Origin of the sequence: Frondihabitans cladoniiphilus, assembly GCF_039544345.1 — a bacterium.
Lineage (GTDB): Bacteria > Actinomycetota > Actinomycetes > Actinomycetales > Microbacteriaceae > Frondihabitans > Frondihabitans cladoniiphilus.
On the sequence record NZ_BAABLM010000007.1, the window covers coordinates 91,300 to 113,258 of the forward strand.

The following is a 21,959-nucleotide window of genomic DNA, read 5'->3' on the forward strand; positions in this document are numbered from 1 at the left end:
GTCAACAAGGGAGAAGAATATGCTCATCACCGCCACCGACCGCACCGTTCCGGTCATTGTCCAGCGCCGCATCGGGATGTCGCCGGCCGACGCGTTCGCGATCATCGCCCCGATCGACCTCGCGCTCGTGTTCCACAAGTGGGGCCCTCTTCCTGGCGTCGGAGGCGTGAAGAATCAGACCGGCTCGTGGGACGAGGTCGGCCGCAGCCGCAACCCGCAGTTGACCGATGGCAGCACGGCGACCGAGACCCTCACCGAGTACACCGCGCCACACAGCTTCGGGTACGAGCTCACCCAATTCACGAACAGCCTCCTGTCGAGGCTTGCGATCGGAGTGCGCGGCGAGTGGACGTTCACACCCGACGGGACCGAGACTCTCATCCGATGGACCTACGAGTTCCTGCCTCGCCCCTTCCGGTACGTCGCCGTCCGGCGTCTGCTGGCACCGCTCTGGCACGGCTACATGGAAGCGGCCCTCGCCTCCACGGTGTCGGCCGCGCTGCGCCTGGCCGCCGTTCGGTGAAGAGTCCTCCCGAGGGCGATCGAATGGGTCCGCGGACGTGGCATCGCTATCAATGGGCCGACGACGGTGGGAGGGTCGCAAGCTCGAGTTTCATGAGGGTGTCCGCCCTGGCGTAGTAGTCCTCCAGCCCCAGCTCGGCGATGCTCGTCCGCTGAAAGCCCGCGGCCTCGTACAGGCGGATAGCCGCGCTCAGTTTCGTGTTCGTGCCGAGGAACACCAGGTCGCCGCCGTTTTCGCGTGCCCAAGTGATGGCTGCCTGGATCAGCTGGCCACCCAGGCCGCGACCGCGGGCAGTCTCATCGACCGTCATCTTCGCCAGCTCGTAGGATCCGGGCCCGGTAGCCATGACCGCGACGACGCCGACGACGGCCCCGTCTGCGGCGGTGGCGATGAGCACTTCGCCTCCTCGGGCGATGATCGATTCACGAGGCCGCCCGAGGATCTCCTCGTCTGCCGGCGTAAGCGTGAAGTACTCCGTGATCCACCGCCGATTCAACCGGTCGAACGCGGCCGCATCCTGGTCGCTGTGGAGAGGGCGAATGAGAGTCCGTTCGTGCATGCGGCCAGTCTTCCTTTTCCTTTCTCCACCGGCGAGAGCCAATCTGTGGACACTGGACCTAAGTCTGGGTGAGCTGAATGCAGGCCCACGACCCTGAGGTTCGGACCTCGCCCCGGCGACCCGGCTGACGAGACCTTGCGGTTCGTGTTAGGGGCTGTCTCGTCCGGGACGGAAAAGAACCCCCGGCATGCGATTGCGTGCGTGCCGCGGACGCGGTTGCCGGAGAATGCGGCTCGCGTGGCGAGTCGGGCAGGACACGTGTGCGTGACCGATAAGCGTCAATGGGCGGTCTGACCGCCGTCGACGAGCATCGTTGCGCCGGTGGTGAACGAGGCGGCGTCCGAGAGGAGGTGCAGGACGGTGCCGGCGATCTCTTCGGGTTCCGCGGGGCGTCCGATGGGGCTGTTGGCCAGGAGGGCGGCGTGCTTCTCGGGGTCGTCGAGCCACCGCTTGGTCATCGGGGTGGCGACCAGGCCGGGCGCGATGGCGTTGATGCGGATGCCCTGGGTGGCATAGTCGAGGGCGGCAGCCTGGGTCAGGCCGATGACACCGTGCTTCGCGGCGGCGTACGGGGACATGCCGGGGTCGGCGACGACGCCGGCGACCGAGGCGGTGTTGACGATGGATCCGCCGCCGGTCTTGAGCATCGCGGTGATCTCGTACTTGAGGGAGAGGAAGACTCCGCGGAGGTCGACGGCGATGGTCTTGTCGAACTCTTCGACGGTCTGGTCGGCGAGGGCTGCGGTCTGCGGGAGGAGACCGGCGTTGTTGAAGGCGCCGTCGAGTCGTCCGTATGTGGTGACTGCGGCGTCGACGAGGGCGGCGACGGAGTCGGCGTCGGCGACGTTGGTTTTGACGAAGATAGCCGTCCCGCCCGCGGTGTTGATCTCGTCTGCGGTGTGCCCCGCGGCGTCGCTGAGGTCGCCGAGGACCACTTTGGCGCCCTGCTTGCCGAGCGCGAGAGCCGTGGCGCGGCCCATCCCGGTGCTGGCGCCGGTGATCAGGATGACTTTGTCCTGGAAGGTGAGAGGTGAGTCGGACATGGTTGTAGTTGCCTTTCGTGGGTTCGACGGAAGTCGGACCGGTTATGAGTGGTGGTTCTGGTCGTAGGTCGCGTGAAGCCATTCGCGTGCGGTGTCGGTTTCGTCGGGCTCAATGCCGTGCCCTCCGGGGCGGGTTCGACGTGTGACGTTCGCGCCTCCTTCACGCAGCCGTTCTTCGAGTCGGGTGACGCTGTCGTTCGGGGCCATCGGATCCTGGTCGCCGTTGAGGAGCAATACTGGGAAGTGTGTCAGGCGGGCGTCGATCACGCGATCGGCGAAGGGATACATGCCTGAGAACGCGATCACGCCGTCGAGCAGGTCGGGATGCAGGATCGCGAGAGCGAGGCCCATGTTGGCTCCATTGGAGAACCCGATCGCGATGATCCTGCGGCCCTGCAGGTCGTAGGCGTCTCTGGCGGCGGTGACGAAGGCGGCGAGTTCGTGGGCGCGATCCTGCACGTCGTCGACGTCGAAGACGCCTTCGCTGAGGCGGCGGAACCACCTCTGGTGCGGCCCCTCCGTCACGAGGCCGCGGGGAGCGAGAACGGCGGCATCGGGGTCGAGGGCCTGGGCAAAGGCTGCCATGTCGGTTTCGGAACCGCCCGTCCCGTGCAGCGCCACGAGCGCGGCTGAGCCGCTGTCGCTGCCCGGAAGGAAGACATGGGGTTGATCGGCGAGGGTCGAGGAAGGCATGAGCTACGCCTCGAGTGGGTCGGACGCGGGGTTGTTCTCTCTCGGGAGAGCGATCGTGGCGACGGCGCCTTCGATGTCGGCGCGAGTCGGTTCGAGCCACGGCGGCAGCTTCAGGCTGCGGCCGAGTTCGAGAAGGGGTTCGTCGATGTCGAAGCCAGGGGTGTCGGTCGCGATCTCGAAGAGCACGCCGCCGGGTTCGCGGAAGTAGATGGAGGTGAAGTACTGGCGGTCGAGCACCTGCGTGACGTCGTAGCCACGGTCGACGAGCTGGTCGCGCCACTCGAGCTGCGTCGCGGCGTCCGGGGCTCGGAAGGCGATGTGGTGGACCGTGCCTCCAGCGGTCAGCCCTGCCGGCGCTCTCGGGTCGGCCACGACGTCCACGATGGCTCCCGCGCCGCCCGCACCGGCGATCAACCGGAAGCGGTCGCCGCTGTCGGAGTCGAGCTGGAGCCCGAGGTCGCCGGTGAGAACTTCGAGAGTCGCTGCAGGATCCGCCACGGTCAACACGGAAGAGTGCTGACCCCGGATCGCGTACTGCGCGGGCACGGACGCCGAGTCCCAGGGCTCTCGCGGGTCTTCGACGGAGGAGGCGACGAGGTCGAGTTGAAGGCCGTCGGGATCACGGAGCGACAGGCGCTCTTCGACGGAGTCCATCGTGGTGATGCTCGAGTCGACGCCGATCTCGGCGAAGTGGCTGCGCCACCAGCCCAGGCTGCCCTGCGGGACGGAGAAGGCCGTCGTGGTCGACTGGCCGCTTCCGATTCGTCCCTTGGGCACGCTGTTCCACGGAAAGAACGTCATCAGGCTTCCCGGACGACCGGCGGTGTCACCGTAGTACAGGTGGTACGTCTTCGAGTCGTCGAAGTTGACTGTCCTTTTGACCAGTCGGAGCCCGAGGCCCTTGATATAGAAGTCGACGTTCCGCTGCGGATTGCTGCCGATAGCGGTGACGTGGTGCAGGCCTGACGTGATCGTGGTCACGATCGTTCCCTTCTCACATTCATGCGTTTGCATGAACAATGCCTCATCGTACGCCCACGGCGCGCCGCCGAAGGTGACCGTCGACCGGCGGTCAGACGGCAAGGAGATGACTGTCATAAGGCGGGCAGATCGTTCATCGGGCAGACGTGCGGATCCCCTGTCGCGGCGACAATCTCGGGTTCGCGGGACCGAGAGGGTGTCCTAGAAAGATGCGTTTGCATGTTTTATGCTCGGGGAGTCGACCGCGTCAGATCGACACTCGTCGTTTATCGCAACTAGGAGACATCATGACCGATTCATCCGTTCTCGTTCTCGTCGGCAGCCTTCGCGCTGCCAGCACCAATCGGCAGCTCGCCGAAGCGGCCGCGCTCGTCGCGCCGGAGGGCGTCACCCTGACCATCCATGAGGGGCTCGGTCACATCCCGCTCTACAACGAGGATGTCGATGTCGAGGGTTCCGTGCCCGAGGGGGCTGCAGCCCTGCGCACAGCGCTCGCCGCCGCCGATGCCCTCCTCGTCGTCACGCCGGAACACAACGGCACCATCCCCGCGAGCCTGAAGAACGCCATCGACTGGGCTTCGCGTCCTCACGGCGAGTCGGCAATCGTCGGTAAGCCGGTCGCTGTCATCGGTTCCGCTTTCGGCCAGTTCGGTGGCGTCTGGGCGCAGGATGAAGCCCGCAAGGCGCTCGGCATCGCCGGCGCGAAGGTTCTCGAAGGCGTCAAGCTCTCGATCCCGGGATCCGTCGTCCGCTTCGCTGAGACGCAGCCGAAGGATGACGCCGAGGTCGTCGAGAAGCTCCGCGACGTCGTCGCGAAGCTCTCCGCCGCCATCTCGGAGACCGTCGCCGCCTGATCCGCGCCGGGTCACGTCGCACGCGTCCGCCGGCAGGATGGGGCGGGCGCGTTGCCCTTTCCGGGTTCAGCAGTGCTTGGTCATGAGTTCCAGGAACGCGCGGGTTGAGGGCGACGGGTGAACCGGGTCGAACACCACGCTGACGGGATGGACGGCCAGATCGTCGCGAAGGGAGAGTACCTTCACCTGACTTGCCGACGAGGCGTGCTCACCCTTGTTCATGGATGACCGAGGCACGATGGCGACTCCGACGCCGAGGCCGGCCAGGCGGATCATGTCGCCGATCTGACCCACTTCGAAATCGGACTGCCGCGGGACTCCGGCACGATCGAATGCCGCGTCCACGTGTCGGCGAAGGCCGGTTCCGGACGCGAAGTGGATGAACTGCCCGAGGTCGACGAGCGCTGCGACATCGATCGGCCGTGCCTCGTCGACGTCGTGTCCACGCGAGACGACTCCGACCAGGGGATCGCTTGCTAGGAGGCGGCGTCCCACCCCGTCCGGCAGTTCGCTCGCGTCCAGCCCGATGACGGCGAGATCGAGTTCGCCGCGCACGACTGCATTCACCATGGCGGACGACGTCTGATAAGTCACGGCCAATCCGATGCCCGGGTACAACTGATGGAATTCGCCCATCACCTGGACAGTGTCGATCGAGGTCGCCTCCGATTGGATGAGCCCTAAGCGGAGGCGACCATGTCGAAGACCGTCCAGCGCATCGATCTCGTCGCGGGCTACCTGGACATCGAGCAGGATGCGACGGGCGAGGGGGACCAGGACCTCCCCGGCGGGGGTCAGGCGTACCGACCGGCTCGTCCGCGTGAACAGCGGGGTCTCGAGTTCTGCCTCCAGTCGCGCTATCTGCTGGCTCAAAGCAGATTGGGCGACGAAGGACGCTTCGGCGGCTCGCGTGAAACTGCCGGTGTCGGCGACGGCGAGGAAGTATCGCAAGTGGCGGAGTTCCATAAGGCAAACAGATTAGTCCCAGTCGTTCCACATGGTGGAGTAATCCGACCAAAAACCATACGGTCGGGATGAGGAAGGGCGCCGCGCCCATCTCAGCAAAGTTGGATGGAACGAACCAGATGGAATATCTACAAATCTTCGGCGCCGGCATCGTGGTAGGCGCCCTCTATGGCCTCATCCGGGTGAAGTCGCCCGCACCACCGCCCATGGCGCTGGTAGGACTGCTCGGCATCGTGGTCGGCCAAGCGGCGATGAACACGCTGTGAAGACGTTCCTGCGGAAGAGTCGAGCCGTGCTCGTGACGTTCGCCATCGGTCTCGGGATGGGCGTCGTCTACTGGGCGCTTCACACATCGAGCCCGGCTCCTGCCCTGATTGGGCTGGCCGGTTTGGCGGGCATCGTCGCGGGTGAGAAAGCAGTCCTCGTCATCCGAACGCGGTTAAAGGAGGGGCGGGGGAGTAACACGTAGGGCTGGGCGCCGAAAGCGTCGCGTGAACCGATGCCCCTCGTCATCGCCGACGGCCACCCTGCGGGTCGCCGGTTCCGGATGCGCTCTTGGCGCTCCCGTCGCCGTCCAAGCGCCGTCCAAGACGGTGCGCGAGCCGTCTGCCGAATCGTTTACCTGCGGCAAGGCCTTCGGTATGGCCGGGGTGATGAGCCTCTCGTGGACGCGACCATGAGAGGGGTCCGACCGGTCTAGCCCTAACGTTCAGTTTTGGGCAAGTCCCGACAACGTGACTTCTAGGAGCTCTTGGTTTTCCTGATACGTCGGAGTGAGCTTGCCAACGCTCAGTCTCCCACCATCGGGGGGTGCAGACGGCGACGTTGTCGTAGAAACCGGTGACCATCGCGCGTCTCACCTAGAGGGCCGGACTAAGCGATCGTCCGGTCGCCAATTTGAGTGCGACGATGCCGGCCAGCCTCACGGCTACGAACCGAAGACTGACTCGATTGAATCCGGGCCGCTCCGCCCTCCCCAGCTGTTTTAGCCATGGGAAATCTCGACGCCCAGACTCTAGAAGAGCGGGCCGCCAGGACTTAGGCCGATACCCACTCCCACAAAGACCAGAGCAATCACGCCACCTCCCGCCACTATCAGCATCCACGGGATGCGTGCGTCTGTACAGCTGGCCCGTGCGGCGGTAGTCAAGTAGGAAGTGGGCAACGCCTGCCGCAAATGGAACCGCGCCGACCACCATGGCGTTCATGCCCACATCTTGGCCCTAGGAATTTTGTTGCCCGTCGACAGATCTGGCATCACTCTGATTTTTGCGTGCAGGCCCTGGGATGTTGCGCAAATCTGGTCGGCGCTAAGCCAGCTTGGGATACCGATTGCGTCCACCACCTGTCCTAGCGTCTTCCAGAGAAGAACGGTCATCCGCCTTCGGCCCACAGGAGCTCGAGAAGGAGAGGCGGAAGCTCCATTCTAATGGCCGATAATCTCTATTATGTCAAGTAACAGATATCAGTGCCTCTTTAGGCCAAGCCTGGCCCCGTAACGAGGTCAAGGAACTGCTGCCACTCCTGGTCGGTCTCGCCCGCGGTGTGACATGTGGCGAGCCAAGCCCGCTGCATCGGTAGGCCTTCGAGCTTTAGGTCGACGGCAAGCGTGAAAACGACACCAATCTCTTCGCCACTACGGGTGACGATGGGAGCGACGGACGTGATGTGTTCCGGGTTAATCCAGAGCCGGGCATCACCTGGCTGGCCATCTCGGTCCGGAAGCGGAATCAAACGCACCATGATCTGACCGTAGGGCACGGATCGGCTGCTCCTGCCGTGGCGCGGTCCCGGCGCCGAGAACGAGAATCTGGGCTCTCTCGACGGCGGGCGGGTAGGTCCGTGGGCGTCGCGGTCGGGTATCCGCGACGCCACACGGGCTGTCGACGTGCACCATTGCCAAGTCGGTCGCGAGTCACGAAACACGCTGGTCAACGGTTGATTCGGGCAACCGGGCCGGCCTTATTTCTCGGGGCGTAACTCGTACAAGAAGGACACTACGGGTCCGCATAAAGGAGGACAAGCATGTCGTCTCCCCCACTCCGGGGGGTCATGCCGTTTGCCGGGGATCCGCGTCGGGACCTGACGCGCCGGCCACGCATTCCCATAGCCTTTTTGCCTACCATTCACCGGGGGTCTTGGCGCATGAGACTGTGGCAGCACCGTCTCTTTACGCATGGCTGCCCCGTCCAGGACGTTGCGTTTTCCACGACCGTTAGGCGCGGTGGGGATTGGGATACGCGTGCTAGAAGAGTCGGGGATGGGTGAGCTCGACGCCGAGGAGGGCGGCGCTGATCAATTCCGGTTCCCACCCATGCTCCACGATCACCGTCCGGAGATCGAGGGAGCGTTGCACCCGCACCTGTCTGGGCAGATCGCCCAAGCGCAGGGTGGCGCGGTTGCGGTAGCGGCCACGTTGGGCTCGGTCGAGCATGTTCTCCCGGTGTGTCCCCGGCGCCACATGCGACACCTCCAAGTCCGCTGAGGCGTGCACGCAAATAGGGATGTCGCAGGAATGCAGCAGCAGGGTCGACGACGGGAGCGGCTCCCCGGTGGCGAGCTCGTACGCATACCGTTGCGGCCGAACGGCGAGTTGCCCGGTGCCCCGTTTAACCCAGAAGCGGCCGTACCCGTCATCGGAAATGGCGCCCGTCCAAAACCAGCAATCATCCGGGTCTGGTCCTTTGACAACGAACGACCAGAACCGTTCCTGTTCCGAACGGGTCACGGCGTGCTCCCAGGGACGGCCATCGCGCTCGTCCACACCACCAGCCCCCACCGCTCATCGACGTCGAGCCAGCTGGGCCCGGGAACGCGGTGCAGGGCCATGTGGTCGCACCAGTCCCCAGGATGGGCATCGAGCGCGCACTGATACGCGACCTCGTCAAAGAGGCGAAAGGAGCCACACCGGGTCACGCAGCAACGGTACGACGGATGAACGCCAGCCCGAAAGGGCCAAACCGGGCCGCGGTGCAGCACCGTCAGGAGCGAAGCGACGTCGCCCGCCCCTCGAGCCCGGCCGGCAGCCATGACATCTCGCGGCGCCGCGGTTCCTCCCGGCTGGACGCCGAAGGCGTACGGTGCGAGTTCCGTCGAGCGCGGCCGGGCGTCAAAGCCCCGTTTGCAGGCTCTATGCCGGAGGACGGGGCGTGGCAGGCTTAGCGAGCGTTCGCGAGAGGACGTAGGGGTGGAGCAATGGTGACAAGCAGCAACGACGTGCCGCACGAGTACCCGACGGACACCGACCGGGGTGTTCTTGACGGACCGCAGCAGGAGCACATCCTCGTCCTCGGCGACCGCAGCGTCATCAACCAGGGTGTGACCTCAAACGAACTGAGCGTCGCCGCGCATCTAGCTCGGGAACACCAACGGAGCACTCGCAAAGGCGCCTGCTGGCTGGTCCTCCCCGTTCCGCAGAACGTCGCCGCCAACGCGCCCCAGACACTCGAACAAAACCAGGACCTCATCACCGGCACCGACTTGTTCGTGGTCATGATCGGACACACGGACGCACTCGCCCTGACCCCCGCCGGCGAATGGGAACGGCACCTCACGGCAACGTTGAGCGCAGCGCGCGAGATGCTACCTCGGGATGCCCGAGTGGTCCTGGCCGAGATCCCGCGCCTGGAAGCACCGACTTGGTGGGGACGGTTGGGGCGACATGAACGGCACCGCCGTCGCCTGAACAGGATTATCCAACGGCACACGGGAACGGGCTCGGCCACCAGGACAATGGCTCGCCTGGCGGCTCTGCCTGCCGCCGCGTCGATTGGATCACCGGCCAGGGAACGGTTCGCGGCCCGGTATGCCCAGTGGGCGCAAGCCATAACCGCAGCCCTGGCCACGCCCGACCACACGTAGCCGCTCTCGGGTTGCTCGTGTGCTGCGAGCTCCGTCGAGCGGCACCGGGGTGGACGAGGGGGAACCCTTCGTGTCGCGGCGAGGCCGTGACGCCGGCCGCCCACAACCGGAGGCGGGAGAAGGAGCGGGGCCGGTTGCCCCGGCCCCGCTCCCCCGGCCCGGTTAGACCGTTTCGGTGTCCTCCCGGTCACCCTCGGTGATGGTCTGGCCGGTGGCGATCTTCTCCACGTCGGTCAGCCGGTACCCCCACGCCTCCAACTGGACCAGGTACGCCTTGCCCTCGGCGGTCGGGTACCGCCACCAGGTGCGGTCGGCGGCGTTCTCGAACGCCGACACCGCATGAGCGAGCACCACGTGCCCCGCCTTGGCCGGGTTAGTTTCGACCCACTCGGCCACGCCCTGCGCGCCGCCCCGACTGTCGGGGTCGAGGCCTAGAAGGTCGCGGGCCCCGTAGGAGACATCGTTTCGGATGGTGAACGAGAACCGGGTCGTCGTGACGGCTGTGAACAGGGTCCAGTCCTTCGGGAGGGCCTTCCGCTGGAACAGGGACCGCACGAACTCGCGGCGCAGGGCGTCGGCGGCGTCCCATGCTTTGTTGTTGGCGATCAGTTCCCGCCGTGCGGCCTTGTCGGCCTCCTTCTGCTCGGCTTCCTCCTCGGGAGTCGCAGGCACAGTGCTCGCAGTGGAGCGAACGGAGGGGTAGCGGCGGTGATGTGCCTCTGGGGTGGTGCACACCTCGACGGCGACGGGCTCACCCCAGGCACGGAACGTGACCGCCCGGCCTGCGCAGGCCGCGTGCGATTCGGCGTCGAGAGCCGGTCGGGCCGACATGTCGGCCTCGTCGTCGGGAGCGTCGGTGAGGTTCGACAGGCTCTCGCAGTCGGTGTCATCGCCGACGACGGGGACGCCCTTGGCTTCCCACTCGGCGGTGACCGTCGCGACAGCGTCACGGCGGGCGCGGTCCTGGCGGATGCGCTCGGCGTAGTAGGCCAAGTCGTCGGTGTCGCCGTCCTCGATCACCTGACGCAGGCTCGCGACAGCTTCGGCATCGCCGTCGAATTCGGCCAGGATCAGCGCGTCATCGAGAGTCAGCGCGGAGTCGGTGACCGCCTGGGTGGCGGCTTCGGACTTCGCCACCGCCAGAGTCGCTTTCACGGTCTCCCGCTTGGTGCCTGTCTCCCGGGAGATCGCGGCCTCGGACAGGCCCGCCAGTTCCAACTGCCGGTAGGCCGCGATCCGGTCGCCCGCGGTGAGGGCGGTGCGCTGCTCATTGGCGACCAGCTGCTCGGTCACCCGCTTCGCGTCCGTAGTGTCCCGGTCCGTGACGAGAACAGGGACGGTGATCCCTGCTTCGAGGGCGGCAAGGACGCGCATTTGCCCGTCTCGGACGATGATCCGGCCCGACTCGTCGCGGTACCCGATCACGGGCAGGAGCACCCCGTGGCGCTTGATCGATGCCAGGAACCCCTTGTCGAGGTCTGCGACCGTCCGCACGTTGCTCTCGAGGGCGACGTTGGCGGCGGGAACGTTCACCAACTCCCCCGCGACCACCTGGGCGGCGGAGTCTTCGGTGGGCTTGTCGGTGAGGTGGGTGACGCTGATTTTTTCGGTGATGCTCATGAGTTGATACGCTTTCCGGTAGTGACCGGGTGCGGGTCCTGGCAAGTTCGAATTGTCGGGAATTCCGCACCCGGTCTTTTCATGGGGTGGTTACAGGAACGCCAGTGGGGACGCGGCGAACCAGGCGGCGGCGATGGTCGCCCGCTGGGATGGGGTGAGTGCGAGGGTGTCGCCCTCGTCGTTCATCCCGAGGAACAGGCCCGTTCCGTGAAGTCGGTACCCGATGGGTGCGTCGAGCTTCCCGCGGACGATTTCGGACAGCACCGGGTTGGGTTCTTGCCGGTAGAGGCCCTCGTCGTCCACGAACACGTCGATGTCCTCCGGGAGTGCCACCCTGTCGAACAAGTCGCACCCGATGGCCTGAGTAATGCCGGACAACTCCGGCACCCCGTCGGTGGTCGGGATTCTGACGTCCTGAATGGACCCGTCGACGCTGACCCTGATGCCGAGCAGGAACCCGGTCGTGGTGTTGGTGGTGGTCATGTGTTTCTCCTTCTCTTCCTCGTTGTTTTTGCCGTGAAGGCACGAAGTGTCGAGCAGGACGGGCGTGAGCTGTGCAACCCGAAGGGCGGTGAAGGAGAGAAGTTCGGCCGAAATAAGGGAGCCTGCGACCGCGGCCGCACTTGTCGGAGGAAACCGGTGGCGAAGCCACTAGCGCAGCTCACGCCAGGACGTACGATGCCGCAGGCTTCACGGCAACAACAACAAGCCCACAGGGCGTGGATCAGGGCCGCGCAGCGGCGCCGTCTCGGGGCGCGCAGCGACCTGCCGGCAGAGTCGGCTCGATCTGGCCGGCAGCCTCGAGCTGGCCGCCGACGGCAACTACGGCGGGCGTGGAGAAGCCCCCGGGTTGGTCAGGAACTGGGGGGAGCCCTGACGCCCGAGGGCTGTACGACTGATGGGGGGATCAGTCACTAACAACGGTACGCGGCACCGCCGACGTCCGGTGAGGGGCCAGGCCAATTCATGGGGCCACTCTCTCGGAAGACGGGAGTGTCTATGCCGGCCACTCCTCTGGCTCCGGGTCGTGCCGGTCGTTGAAGGCGCGGAGCTGGGCCTCGTGCTGAACCATCCACGCCACGGCCGAGTTCAACGTGTCGAAGGTGCGCAGCCATGGGCGGCCGCCTTTGGCGTCTCGGCAGTGGGCGTAGGCGTCGAAGACGTGCCGGCCATCGACGGAGCGCATGTTCACGTACCCGATCGGGACAGCCCGGTGGCGACGGACCTGCCAGCTGCCGAACGAGCCTGGAATCGGCGGGACAGCGAGCGGGTGGGAGGGGATCGGGCGGCGCAGGATCCTCGCGATCGCCTCACCCGAACCCTGCACACCCATGGTCGGAGCGTACGAGCGACCGCCGACACGGAGGTTCAGCGCTCTCGACGTTCGCGCCGTCGCCCGTCGGGCAGAGTCGTTCGTGAGGTTGTGGTGGAGCGCCCTAGAGTGACGCCCATGAACGCCGCCGTCATCGCCACATCAAGTGCCGCCACCCTCGCCGCTCTTGTCGCGATAACCCTTTTCATCACCGGCGAGATCCGGCGCAGCCGGACGGCCAAGAAAGAAGCGCGGCGCCAGCTTGTTGTCCGTGTCCTTGACGTCGTCGACGACGTCATCACCCTGCAGCTCAAGCCGCCCCTGCTTCGTGGCTTTCGGTCACCCGACGTCGACGTGGCCCTGATGCTCCAACGAATACTGCTCGATCTGGACAAGAGCGAACTCTCGATCAGCACGTGGGTCTGGGCTCAGACACAACGCCTCACCCTGACCGAGACCAAGCATGACTACGTGTTGCGCGCGTCCCGCATGCAAGGGCAATTAGTCAGCTGGCACCGGGGAGACATCGACGTCTCATGGTTTGACGAGGACCTCGCGCGCGAACCAGTCATCGACAAGTTTTCAATTCCAAAGACGACGGCGTGGAAGCGAGCTGCGCGGAACATCCCGGAGACCACCGTCCTCATGGCCGGCATCGCCCTCGCCGGCTTGGGGCTGCGCCGACTTCTTCGGTAGCGGCGGGCAAGGAAGCGCCCCCGCCAGCATTGCTGGCGGGGGCGCCCCTTGTTTCCTGCTAGCCCTTCCGCCACAGGTCAAGCAGCAACCGGGCCACGGTCACGAGCAAGCTCGCGATCCCCAGCCATGGCATTGCTTTCCTGGGCGGACGGTCACCGGTGTCATCAGACATCGGGCCACCTCCTGGTGTACGCGCCGGCGAACACGAGAAGCGGGGCCAGAGGTGCGCAATCGAGCGGACCCGATTACACTCAGTCCCGAGCGATGAACTCAGGGATCTCATGCATCCCCTGGCTTTCCACTCGGAAGCCAAACCAAAGCCCACGACCCTGCAAGGTCGTGGGCTTTACTTTTGACCTGGAGCCGCAACCCGGCGGTGTGACGGCTCCGTCAACTAGCGTATCGACACGTCGGGGACGGGTACTCCACGGTGGCCGGACGCATTCCACCCTCCGCACGAGCGAGCGCGTGTAGAGCCGAATGGCCAGCCGCGCGTCGCTCTGAGCCTGGGTCAGTTCAGATCCGGTCCCCCGGCGTCTCTTAGCTCATCGAGAACACTGATGGTCTCGTCGGTATCAGTCGGCCCACCCAACCCCTCGGCGTCAGTAACCGTGACTTCGAAACTTGAACTCGCCTCGAGCTGCGGATACTTCTCGAGGAGGAACCGTCGCCGGTACGCGATGTTCGCAGCATCGACGACTCCCTCGAGGGTCGCCCAGTTGAAAGCCCCTCCAAGGGCAATGCCGACCGCGGGTACCGCTTTGCCCAGCGATTTCTTCGTCAACCGTTTGCCCATCATTGACGCGAACTGCTTCGCTACCTTCGAGACAACCGATTTGTCCAGCACCTCCCATGTCTTGCCCCGAACGAGCGCCTGCGTGAGGCGCGAGATGTCGGAAAAGGCGGCAGTCTTGGCAGCCTGGGAAGCGGCGGTTCCGGCATCGATGACGGACATCACAAAGACCTTCTCGGCCGGATCCTCGGGGTCATACCCGTACTGCAGTGCTATCTGGCCAACACTCCGAGAGGACAGACCGAGAACAAGAGCCGCGTCGCCAGCGAATGCAGCAACGATGGCCGTCCCAGATGGTGCTGCAGCTGCACCGCCCGTCGCCGGAACGACAAGTTCACTGCCCGATATGACAAAGCCAGCTCCAGCACCAGACAAAGCAGCCATCGCCGGGTAATACCACGCGGCTGCCCGACCTCGGACGAGGTCAACCTGCTCCAGGTCAAGACGGCGGAGGTCCGAAAGCTTGGACACGTCGTGCCCTCGGCGACGGTGCTGCTTAATCACGCCTTTAGGTGACAAGCCCGCCCCGGCAACACGCGCCACTGCGTCTCTAATCGAGCCCGCCGCGGACGAACCCCAATCCGCGGCACCAGCGGGAAGTGCCTCGCCGACTTTTCGAGCTCCCGCTTTTACCGCGCCCGCACCCTTGGCGGCCGTTTTCTGCCCTCGTGAGACGGCGGCCCCAGCCTTCGGATGGCTCTCCAGATATTCCGTCGCACGCTTACCGAGCTCTGCAGCGCCTGCCACCATTTGTTGATTGACGTTGGTCAAAGCGCTTGAGAACGGACGAGTTTTGAAGCGCTGAACGCTGGCCCATGCGTCGAGCTCGTACTCCGAGGGATCTGCCATGTTCGCGAGCGTACCGGGCGACGGTGTTTCCATGAGACCGGCGACCGTCCCGATCCCAAGCTTCCCCGCGACGGACTGCACCGCGGCCCATTCCGAGGGATGCTCCCCGCGAGACTCCACGACCATCCTGACTGCACGCTCCCGCAACTCCCGGCGGATACCGCTTCGCTGATGCACCTGACATGACGCCATCCTCCTCAAAAGGATCAAGTCTCCGGACACACCGGGCGATTCAATGGGTTAACGAGACTCACTAGGAGCAGCAACTATTCAGTTGCGAGCTCTAGATCGGCAATGACTTCGGAAATGTCCTGGTACCGCTGGGTGGGGTCGTTATGCACGCACTTGTCAACAATGGGTTGGATCGCCGGTGGGCACCCGGCTATGGAACTGCGACCCGTGAACATAAAGGCGAGGATGTGCCCGACGGCGTGAATGTCGTTGACCTTGGCGAATTCTTTGAGACTCGCAAGGGTGGGATCCCGGATCGACCCTTTCATTTCCGTGTCGGACTTGGTGAACTCCGACCCCTCTGCCTTATGCAATCCGAAGTCGCTGAGCTTGACGAGGAAGGCCTCTTCGTACTCTTTGATCAACACGTTTCCAGTGCTGAGATCCCGGTGGAGGATGCCTCTTCGATGGAGGTAGCCCATGGCGTAGAGGAATTGGAGTGCCAGTCTCTTGCGCGTCGCAAACTGAAGCGTGCCGTTGTATTTGTGCATGAAGCTGCGGAGGTCGTAGTCGCAGAATTCCATCGTGAATGAAGTGTGGCTTTCGTCGAACTGGTACGCCTGCACGATGTAGGGGTAGTTCAACTCCTTCATCTTCTGAAACTCGGCCTTGAATCGGCTCAGCTCGCGCTCGTCGAGGTTCTTCTTCCCCACCTTCACGGCAACCGGAAAACCGTACGTCTCGTCCGTGTACTTGTAGACGATCGCGTAAGACCCTTCCCCCACCATGGTCTTCTTTGGTGGCGTGGAAGTCTTGGTCGGTGGCTGCCAAGCGCTCGAAACGAAAACAGGATCGAACCGGTCGATATCGATTTTGGCGAACGATTCCGGGATGGGGCTTCCTCCCGAAACTACGAGGAAGGCGCTGCATTCGTTAAGGACCCGTTGGTAGTCCTCACGCACGCGAATGTCTATTCCGATTTTGCCGAGACTGCCTCTGACCTCGCGGATTTCTTCGATGAGGTCGATTAGGTCACGGCTCTGCTCCGCATTGAAGTGCCGACCCCGGTCCATCTTCGAGTTCATGAAGAGGAACAGCGCATTTAGGCGCTCGTGGAGAGCGCCGAAAACGATGGGCAATGGGGGCTGCATCGCCGTGTACAAGCCCGAGTACGCCTCCGATGGTGGCAGCGCCGAATATTGGTCAGAGAGGTGTCGGAAGACGGCAGTCTGGTCGGGCATGCTCGAAGGCTAACGCGGGTCCTCCACGCTGTGGCTAGTTGTGGCCTCGTGCACGATCGTTCCAAAGCTGGTGGGCCTTGGATATGAGCTGGAGGGCCACTTTCAGATGACGGTGGATGCTGACGGCGCTGGGCTCGACGTGCGCCACGGGCCTGTCGCGGTGGTCGACGCCAATCAGTTTCATGTCCGAAAGGTCCCGCAAATTGCTGGGTTCACCGTGGGCGAGTGAGCTGGCCGTCGACCAGTACCAATAAGTCAAAGGTCCGCCTAGCTCCGGCACAAAGGCTCCACCCTCATTGGCTATTGCGCTCGGAGTCAGGCTCTTCTTGACCGTCGACCAAGGCACCTCGGCGTCTGCGGCGACGGTCTCTAGGTCGCTGATTTGAGCTTTCACAAACCGCTCTTGTGCCCGGTATTCCTCTCCACCCAGCGTGCCGGCGAAAGTCGCATAATTCTTGGCCAAATGCAGAGAGTGAGCCAATTCGTCGTGGCGAAGACGAAGGGCTCGGGCGACGCGGGTGTCACTGTCCTCTGGGCCGAGCAGCCAGAGCGCCGTGGTGGCTGCCTCGATGAGAGCACGGATCATGACAAACTCAGAGGTGAGGTGAAGCAGGAGCTCGTCCCGGGTGTCATTGACCATCATGGCGTCGAGGCCGTTCATGAGGTTGTGAAAAGCCAGGATCGCATGGTCTGCATGATCTGGCACCGTCAAAAATTCAAGGGGCTGGCCTTGAGTCTCGGCGCTGCGGCGGCTGTTGTTTAACTCGGGCGTTCGAAGCTCGTCACCGCGGAGGTCCGACCCGTCCTCTCTCGACATAACGCCTGATCGGTCAGCCATGGTCGTTCGCCAGTTTTCGAGTAGCCCGGCGATTTGACCCTGAGCCTTTTCCTCTGCGTCTGGGTCACCCTGTCGTTGAAAGTAGTCGCCCTTGGGTACAGTCACCGACCCTCCTCATGGTCGCTGTTGGGACTCTAATGGCGGTCCGGCAGCCGATCCCGAAGTGGAACACGAGACCGAACCACCAGAGCACTCCGACGAGTCGGAACAAAGTTGAAGGCTAGAACCAGCCACGGTCGCCGGGGCCTTGGCTCTGCGCGCGTTCTGCTAGTGGCTACTGGTAGCGATTCCAAGCCACGTACTGCACCTCGGAAACGGTGACCTCATAAGGAGGCACTGGCATTTTGAAGCGGGCGCTAAGTTCCCCATGCGGCCCGGTTGGAGCCGGCTCACTAATAAGTTCCGCGTCCTTATAAGTGGGCTCGTCTGTCGCGTCCTCGCCCTTCAGGCGGAGGTGCACGGGGCTTGCGCCGATTGAGGCGAAGCTTAGATACGGGAACGGCTCTGGTGTCTTCTTGGACATCTGCACACAGTACGACCCGCTCTACGGGTCTCGATAGGCAATCGGCTACCGGACGCGTCCACGAGAACTGGCGGGTCACGTCATCGTCGCGTCGTCGCTGTCGCGATCGGGTAGTCGAATTGGGTTTGGAAGGAGGTGCCGCAACTGAGACACACGTCTCAGCTGCTGAGTCAAAAGGCTCAGCACGGGGAAGACGCCGCCCTGGAGCCTGCATGTCTGCGTCGCAACTCGCGTGGTCAGTTATGGAAAACTCAACCGGGGGCGTCTGCTCCTTCTTCTGAGGAGTCCAGGGTGAGTAGTTCGATCGAGGCGGCATCGCAAGAGTGGCGTAACGGTCTCATCGATGTCGGGGGCAATAACCGCCTCCTCTACTACCGAGAAACCAGCTCGACTATCGATCTCGATGCCGCGTCGTCGACATCCGTGGCTCGCCTCCTCGCCGGCGATGTTGTGCGTCTTGCCGATCTTTTCACCACGCCGGAGACCCTGCAAAAGGCGCAGCGTGCGTGCGCTCTGTTAGCTAAGAAACAGCAAGAGGCAACCGAGGAGTACGGGGTCTCGATTGCATACTTGGCCGCCGGCATGTGCTCATGGGATCCGGAAGGGAGCCCTGAACGTGCAGAAGCTGTTGCCACTGAGCTGGCAGTCGATGATGCCGTGGACGGGCAGTCGAAACGGCCAAAATACACTCGGCCTCACGCCCCGGTACTGCTCCGGTCTCTGGAGTTGACGCACCGCCGCGGCGCCCAGGAGGCCTGGGACCTCCGGCTCATCGACGAGTTCCAGGTCAACGGAGTTCTGACCCATGTCTTGAACGCCGATCAGGAACGTGTCGACGACGACGACATTCTCGAGCACGATGCCGGGGACCTTCCAAGTATCGAGGCGATGCTTGAGCAGCTGGAAGAGGACTGCTGGGACGTCGCCGATTTCGAAGTTGAGAACACACTGATCCTTGGCACGTTCAGTTACACCAAGCAGCCCATGGTCGACGACGTCAGCGACATCGACGCCCTGGGTGTTTCAGATCTCGTGGCCGCTCTCGCCGGGGACCTGGACGCAGCGAACCGAGTCCGCTCGTCGACTGACGGGGTAACGGAGGAGATGCCGGACTACACGCCGGTCGACTCGGAGTACCTCGTTCTCGACGCAGACGCCAGTCAAAGCTTCGTCGTCAACGCAGCCCTCGCCGGCCGAAACCTGGTCGTCGAAGGTCCCCCCGGGACGGGCAAAAGTCAGACGATCGCGAACATCATCGCCACATCGGTCGCGGCCGGCCGCAGCGTCCTTTTCGTAGCTCAAAAGCGGGCAGCCGTGTCAGCCGTCCTTGACCGCCTCGCCGGCGTGGACCTCACACACCTCGTCCTCGACCTCTTTGCCGCCTCCAGCTCCCGTCGCTACGTGGCAGAGCAGTTACAGATGGCTCTGGATCGACAGGCAACGGCCGGCGAGGCCCGAGTCGGAGAACTGCACTACTCACTCACCCGCGCTCGTGACACCCTCGTCCGCCATAAAGACGCCCTGCACAAGCAGACGCGCGGCTGGGGCGTCAGCGCTGCTGACATGATCTCCCTCTCGATCAGCATTCCCCACGACGTGCAAAGCGACGAACGCATCCTCACGTCAGCGATGGAACGGTGGGACAACCTCGAATCATCACGCATCAAGGGAGATCTGGAGGAGCTCGCCCGAATTGGTGCCCTCGATTCCACGTGGTCAACAAAGCCAGGCTGGTCACCCCTCACCCTGACCAACGAGGCAACGCTCCGAAGCTTCAACGACCGACTTCAGCGCCTTAACGCGGACCTGTCCGAGATGGAGGCAGCCCTGGGTCACCTCACGTCGGGGATAGCCACGACCGTCCCCGATCAGTGGGCCGATGTTGAAGGCCTCCGTCCCCACTTTGACGAAGCTGATCGACTGCAACAACTGGCTCCGCTCACGCTCGACCCGCAGGTATCCACCGAGGATCTCCGGAAATCACTGCTGTCCACGAGTCGCCCGTTTCGGAAGACGTCGGGCGAGACCATCGGCGGTGGCGACAAACGCGACGCGAAGCGCCGCGTGAAAGCGCTTGTGGGGCACCTTCCTCGAGGAGAAAGAGCTGATGCGCTTTCTCGCGCGCTCACTCTCCGGCAGTCGTGGCCCGGCACTCCCCCCTACTCTGCACCCGCGCAGTGGACTGATGCTTTCGCTCTCCTTCTGGAGTATCAAGCCGAGCTCGCCCGTCTCGATCAAGGCCTGCAACACTTCCAACTGTCCGAATCCCCGCTCTCCGCTCTTCGGGAGAACTTCAGAGGACTTGCCGCCGACCGACACAGAGCAGTCATGCCCCGAGCGCACGAGCTCAAGGCACGGCTACGGCCGTTGGGGCTCAGCAGCTTCCTGAAGGACCTCGAGGATCGTTCCGACATCGGTGAAGGTAACCCGGCACGTGCCGGGCTTGTCTTCGATCGGGTGGTGTCGGCGTCTATCCTCGACGACGCTCTCCTCTTCGACCCTGACCTGGCTTCCGTGACTGGCACGGAGCTCGACGCCGCCGCCAGCTCCTACCAGCGAGACGACCTCAGCCACCTGGCCGCCAACGCCGTCAGAATCAGGCGCCTCGCCGCTGAACGTCTCAAGCAAGTCCTCGACGACAACCCCGACCAATACCTCAAGCTGAAAACGGAAGTCACCAGGAAAACCAAATTCACCCCGGTTCGGCGGCTCCTGCACGACATGCCGGAAGTGATGCTCGGCGCCAAACCGGTCTGGGCCATGAGTCCCCTCCAGGTATCCCGTCTCCTCCCACTCCAAGCCTCCTTCGACGTCGTCATCTTCGACGAAGCCAGTCAGGTCAAACCCGCTGACGCAATTCCAGCTATCCTCCGCGGCCGGCAATTGATCGTCGCGGGAGACAGCCGACAACTGCCCCCGACCGAGTTCTTCACGAAGACCCTCGACGATCCAGACGACGATGACGACGAAGACGCCGCCCTGGACTCGGCCACGCCAGTTGAAACGGCACCACGGCGCATGGGCTCGCTCACCCGAGACGCCGAAAGCATCCTCTTCGCCATGGACCGACTCCTCGCCGGGCAGTCACGGCGCTTGCTGTGGCACTACCGGTCACGAGACGAACGACTCATAGCCGTCTCGAACGCCAAGATCTACGACCGATCCCTCACCACGTTCCCGGCCGCCGACACCCCCGACGCCATCACCCACATCGAAGTACCCCAAAGCCCCGGAATCGACGGAGGAGCCAACAGCCCCGAAAAGGAAGTCGCCGCCGTCGTCGCTGCCGTCAAGGCTCACGCTCAGGCGCATCCGGATGAAACCCTCGGCGTCATCGCCTTCGGGGTCAAGCATCAGCATCGGCTGGAAATCGCCCTCGACGCCGCCTTCAAGGACGACCCAGCGCTCTACGCCACCCTGAACAAGAAAGCCGCCGAACCCTTTTTCGTCAAAGCCGTCGAGCGGGTCCAAGGCGACGAGCGAGACGCCATCGTGCTCAGCGTCGGATACGGCCGAGCCGCTGACGGCAGACTCCGCCTCTTCTGGGGCCCTCTCCTCCAACCCGGCGGTGAACGACGTCTCAACGTTGCGATCAGTCGAGCCCGTCTTCGCATGACACTCATCAGCAGCTTCGGACCCGATGACATGGCCGAAGACGCCCACGACAGCCGCGGCTACATCCTCATGTACCACTTCATGAAATTCATGGCCTCCGGCGGAGCCGACCTCGGCGACGGACCCAACCGATCAATCCCTCTCAACGCATTCGAGATCGATGTGCGCGACCGCCTCACCGCTGCCGGCCTTCACCTCGACGCGCAAGTTGGCGTCGGTTCCTACCGACTCGACTTCGCGGCACGGCACCCAACAAAACCGGGTCGCCACGTCCTCGCCATCGAGGCCGACGGGGCCGCATACCACTCAGGCCACACAGCTCGAGAACGCGACCGCCTCAGGCAACAACTCCTCGAACGACGCGGCTGGATCTTCCACCGCATCTGGAGCACAGACTGGTTCAACAACGCCGACCAAGAAGTAGCAGCCACCATTAAGGCATTCGAAGTGGCCCTACAACGCCCCGATCAACGCGGTCCTATCGCTGTTACGGAGGTACCTGTCGCGTGGGAACTTCCCGTCGGCACGCGAAGCACCCCCCGCCCACCCTTTAACCCTGGCTTCCCCATCGATGACTACCCGACGTCCATGCTCGTGGAAGTCATCCGCTGGATCAGAAGCGACAACGTGATCCGGAACGCCGACGACGAATTCGCCATGACCATGACGGAACTCGGATTCCAGAAACGTGGATCGAAAATCGTCCGCAGAATCCAGGAGGCGCAACTACAGGCGGATCTGGACTAGGTTCGTGAGTCTCGAAAAGCTATAGATTCACGAGACGTCTCACGCTCCGCCCGTGGCACTCGCGGCTTCCCGCC

General features: G+C 64.0%; 19 protein-coding genes and 1 pseudogene. 7 read left to right on the top strand and 13 right to left on the bottom strand.

What is annotated here, in order from left to right; translation table 11 throughout:
* Positions 1-19 precede the first annotated feature (19 nt).
* Positions 20-523 (top strand): SRPBCC family protein, encoded by a 504-nt coding sequence (locus tag ABEA39_RS15010; protein ID WP_345376745.1) that lies wholly within the window; start codon positions 20-22, stop codon positions 521-523.
* Positions 524-572: 49 nt separating this feature from the next.
* On the opposite strand, the gene ABEA39_RS15015 is transcribed toward ABEA39_RS15010, so the two are convergent.
* The 4 genes from ABEA39_RS15015 to ABEA39_RS15030 form a co-directional block, all read right to left on the bottom strand.
* Complete coding sequence (locus ABEA39_RS15015; RefSeq protein ID WP_345376746.1) at positions 573-1,124, bottom strand: GNAT family N-acetyltransferase; 552 nt, start codon at positions 1,122-1,124, stop codon at positions 573-575.
* Positions 1,125-1,360: 236 nt separating this feature from the next.
* The gene (locus tag ABEA39_RS15020) at positions 1,361-2,125 is read right to left on the bottom strand and encodes a glucose 1-dehydrogenase (RefSeq protein WP_345376747.1); all 765 of its coding nucleotides are present in this window, start codon (positions 2,123-2,125) and stop codon (positions 1,361-1,363) included.
* Positions 2,126-2,167: 42 nt separating this feature from the next.
* A complete protein-coding gene (locus ABEA39_RS15025) occupies positions 2,168-2,818 on the bottom strand; it encodes an alpha/beta hydrolase (protein WP_345376748.1) in 651 nt (216 codons plus the stop codon).
* A gap of 3 nt (positions 2,819-2,821) precedes the next feature.
* The gene (locus tag ABEA39_RS15030; protein ID WP_345376749.1) at positions 2,822-3,799 is read right to left on the bottom strand and encodes a ring-cleaving dioxygenase; all 978 of its coding nucleotides are present in this window, start codon (positions 3,797-3,799) and stop codon (positions 2,822-2,824) included.
* Positions 3,800-4,086: 287 nt separating this feature from the next.
* Here ABEA39_RS15030 and ABEA39_RS15035 point away from each other — a divergent pair, with 287 nt between their 5' ends.
* Complete coding sequence (locus ABEA39_RS15035; RefSeq protein WP_345376750.1) at positions 4,087-4,653, top strand: NAD(P)H-dependent oxidoreductase; 567 nt, start codon at positions 4,087-4,089, stop codon at positions 4,651-4,653.
* 66 nt (positions 4,654-4,719) lie between these two features.
* On the opposite strand, the gene ABEA39_RS15040 is transcribed toward ABEA39_RS15035, so the two are convergent.
* Positions 4,720-5,619 carry a LysR family transcriptional regulator gene (locus ABEA39_RS15040; RefSeq protein WP_345376751.1) on the bottom strand — a complete coding sequence of 300 codons (900 nt, stop codon included), beginning with the start codon at positions 5,617-5,619 and terminating at the stop codon, positions 4,720-4,722.
* Positions 5,620-5,687: 68 nt separating this feature from the next.
* On the opposite strand from ABEA39_RS15040, the gene ABEA39_RS15045 reads away from it, so the two are divergent.
* On the top strand, positions 5,688-5,885 hold the full coding sequence (locus tag ABEA39_RS15045; RefSeq protein ID WP_345376752.1) for a DUF1427 family protein: 198 nt from the start codon (positions 5,688-5,690) through the stop codon (positions 5,883-5,885).
* On the top strand, positions 5,882-6,088 hold the full coding sequence (locus ABEA39_RS15050) for a DUF1427 family protein (RefSeq protein WP_345376754.1): 207 nt from the start codon (positions 5,882-5,884) through the stop codon (positions 6,086-6,088). The genes ABEA39_RS15045 and ABEA39_RS15050 overlap by 4 nt, the downstream gene beginning before the upstream one ends.
* 1,776 nt (positions 6,089-7,864) lie before the next feature.
* On the opposite strand, the gene ABEA39_RS15055 is transcribed toward ABEA39_RS15050, so the two are convergent.
* Complete coding sequence (locus ABEA39_RS15055; protein ID WP_345376755.1) at positions 7,865-8,347, bottom strand: hypothetical protein; 483 nt, start codon at positions 8,345-8,347, stop codon at positions 7,865-7,867.
* A 467-nt stretch (positions 8,348-8,814) separates the two neighbouring features.
* Here ABEA39_RS15055 and ABEA39_RS15060 point away from each other — a divergent pair, with 467 nt between their 5' ends.
* A complete protein-coding gene (locus ABEA39_RS15060; RefSeq protein ID WP_345376756.1) occupies positions 8,815-9,480 on the top strand; it encodes an SGNH/GDSL hydrolase family protein in 666 nt (221 codons plus the stop codon).
* 162 nt (positions 9,481-9,642) lie between these two features.
* On the opposite strand, the gene ABEA39_RS15065 is transcribed toward ABEA39_RS15060, so the two are convergent.
* From ABEA39_RS15065 to ABEA39_RS15075, 3 genes are all read right to left on the bottom strand, one after another.
* Positions 9,643-11,100 (bottom strand): ParB/RepB/Spo0J family partition protein, encoded by a 1,458-nt coding sequence (locus ABEA39_RS15065; protein ID WP_345376757.1) that lies wholly within the window; start codon positions 11,098-11,100, stop codon positions 9,643-9,645.
* Positions 11,101-11,190: 90 nt separating this feature from the next.
* Positions 11,191-11,583: a DUF3846 domain-containing protein gene (locus ABEA39_RS15070; protein WP_345376758.1), complete on the bottom strand. Its 393-nt coding sequence runs from the start codon at positions 11,581-11,583 to the stop codon at positions 11,191-11,193.
* Between the two features lie 514 nt (positions 11,584-12,097).
* Entirely contained in the window at positions 12,098-12,433 is a 336-nt protein-coding gene (locus ABEA39_RS15075) for a hypothetical protein (RefSeq protein WP_345376759.1), read from the bottom strand.
* Positions 12,434-12,550: 117 nt separating this feature from the next.
* On the opposite strand from ABEA39_RS15075, the gene ABEA39_RS15080 reads away from it, so the two are divergent.
* A complete protein-coding gene (locus ABEA39_RS15080) occupies positions 12,551-13,108 on the top strand; it encodes a hypothetical protein (protein WP_345376760.1) in 558 nt (185 codons plus the stop codon).
* A gap of 511 nt (positions 13,109-13,619) precedes the next feature.
* Here the strand turns inward: ABEA39_RS15080 and ABEA39_RS15085 are convergent.
* The 4 genes and pseudogenes from ABEA39_RS15085 to ABEA39_RS15100 all read right to left on the bottom strand — a co-directional run bounded on the left by ABEA39_RS15085 (position 13,620) and on the right by ABEA39_RS15100 (position 17,105).
* On the bottom strand, positions 13,620-14,750 hold the full coding sequence (locus ABEA39_RS15085; protein ID WP_345376781.1) for an EcsC family protein: 1,131 nt from the start codon (positions 14,748-14,750) through the stop codon (positions 13,620-13,622).
* Positions 14,751-14,804: 54 nt separating this feature from the next.
* Positions 14,805-14,934, bottom strand: a pseudogene (locus ABEA39_RS15090) (IS3-like element IS987 family transposase); the annotation flags it as partial.
* Between the two features lie 82 nt (positions 14,935-15,016).
* Positions 15,017-16,162 (bottom strand): serine/threonine-protein kinase, encoded by a 1,146-nt coding sequence (locus ABEA39_RS15095; RefSeq protein WP_345376761.1) that lies wholly within the window; start codon positions 16,160-16,162, stop codon positions 15,017-15,019.
* A 34-nt stretch (positions 16,163-16,196) separates the two neighbouring features.
* Positions 16,197-17,105, bottom strand: coding sequence for a hypothetical protein (locus tag ABEA39_RS15100; RefSeq protein ID WP_345376762.1), 909 nt, complete (start codon positions 17,103-17,105; stop codon positions 16,197-16,199).
* Positions 17,106-17,814: 709 nt separating this feature from the next.
* Here ABEA39_RS15100 and ABEA39_RS15105 point away from each other — a divergent pair.
* Entirely contained in the window at positions 17,815-21,885 is a 4,071-nt protein-coding gene (locus tag ABEA39_RS15105; protein ID WP_345376763.1) for an AAA domain-containing protein, read from the top strand.
* Positions 21,886-21,959 lie beyond the last annotated feature (74 nt).

What these genes read in the sequence shown, in the direction of transcription:
- ABEA39_RS15070 (WP_345376758.1), bottom strand. Translation starts at nt 11,583, where the DNA reads ATGACCACCACCAACACCACGACCGGGTTCCTGCTCGGCATCAGGGTC.
- ABEA39_RS15010 (WP_345376745.1), top strand. Translation starts at nt 20, where the DNA reads ATGCTCATCACCGCCACCGACCGCACCGTTCCGGTCATTGTCCAGCGC.
- ABEA39_RS15060 (WP_345376756.1), top strand. Translation starts at nt 8,815, where the DNA reads ATGGTGACAAGCAGCAACGACGTGCCGCACGAGTACCCGACGGACACC.
- ABEA39_RS15080 (WP_345376760.1), top strand. Translation starts at nt 12,551, where the DNA reads ATGAACGCCGCCGTCATCGCCACATCAAGTGCCGCCACCCTCGCCGCT.
- ABEA39_RS15035 (WP_345376750.1), top strand. Translation starts at nt 4,087, where the DNA reads ATGACCGATTCATCCGTTCTCGTTCTCGTCGGCAGCCTTCGCGCTGCC.
- ABEA39_RS15085 (WP_345376781.1), bottom strand. Translation starts at nt 14,750, where the DNA reads ATGGCAGATCCCTCGGAGTACGAGCTCGACGCATGGGCCAGCGTTCAG.
- ABEA39_RS15095 (WP_345376761.1), bottom strand. Translation starts at nt 16,162, where the DNA reads ATGCCCGACCAGACTGCCGTCTTCCGACACCTCTCTGACCAATATTCG.
- ABEA39_RS15075 (WP_345376759.1), bottom strand. Translation starts at nt 12,433, where the DNA reads ATGGGTGTGCAGGGTTCGGGTGAGGCGATCGCGAGGATCCTGCGCCGC.
- ABEA39_RS15020 (WP_345376747.1), bottom strand. Translation starts at nt 2,125, where the DNA reads ATGTCCGACTCACCTCTCACCTTCCAGGACAAAGTCATCCTGATCACC.
- ABEA39_RS15025 (WP_345376748.1), bottom strand. Translation starts at nt 2,818, where the DNA reads ATGCCTTCCTCGACCCTCGCCGATCAACCCCATGTCTTCCTTCCGGGC.
- ABEA39_RS15065 (WP_345376757.1), bottom strand. Translation starts at nt 11,100, where the DNA reads ATGAGCATCACCGAAAAAATCAGCGTCACCCACCTCACCGACAAGCCC.
- ABEA39_RS15045 (WP_345376752.1), top strand. Translation starts at nt 5,688, where the DNA reads ATGAGGAAGGGCGCCGCGCCCATCTCAGCAAAGTTGGATGGAACGAAC.
- ABEA39_RS15040 (WP_345376751.1), bottom strand. Translation starts at nt 5,619, where the DNA reads ATGGAACTCCGCCACTTGCGATACTTCCTCGCCGTCGCCGACACCGGC.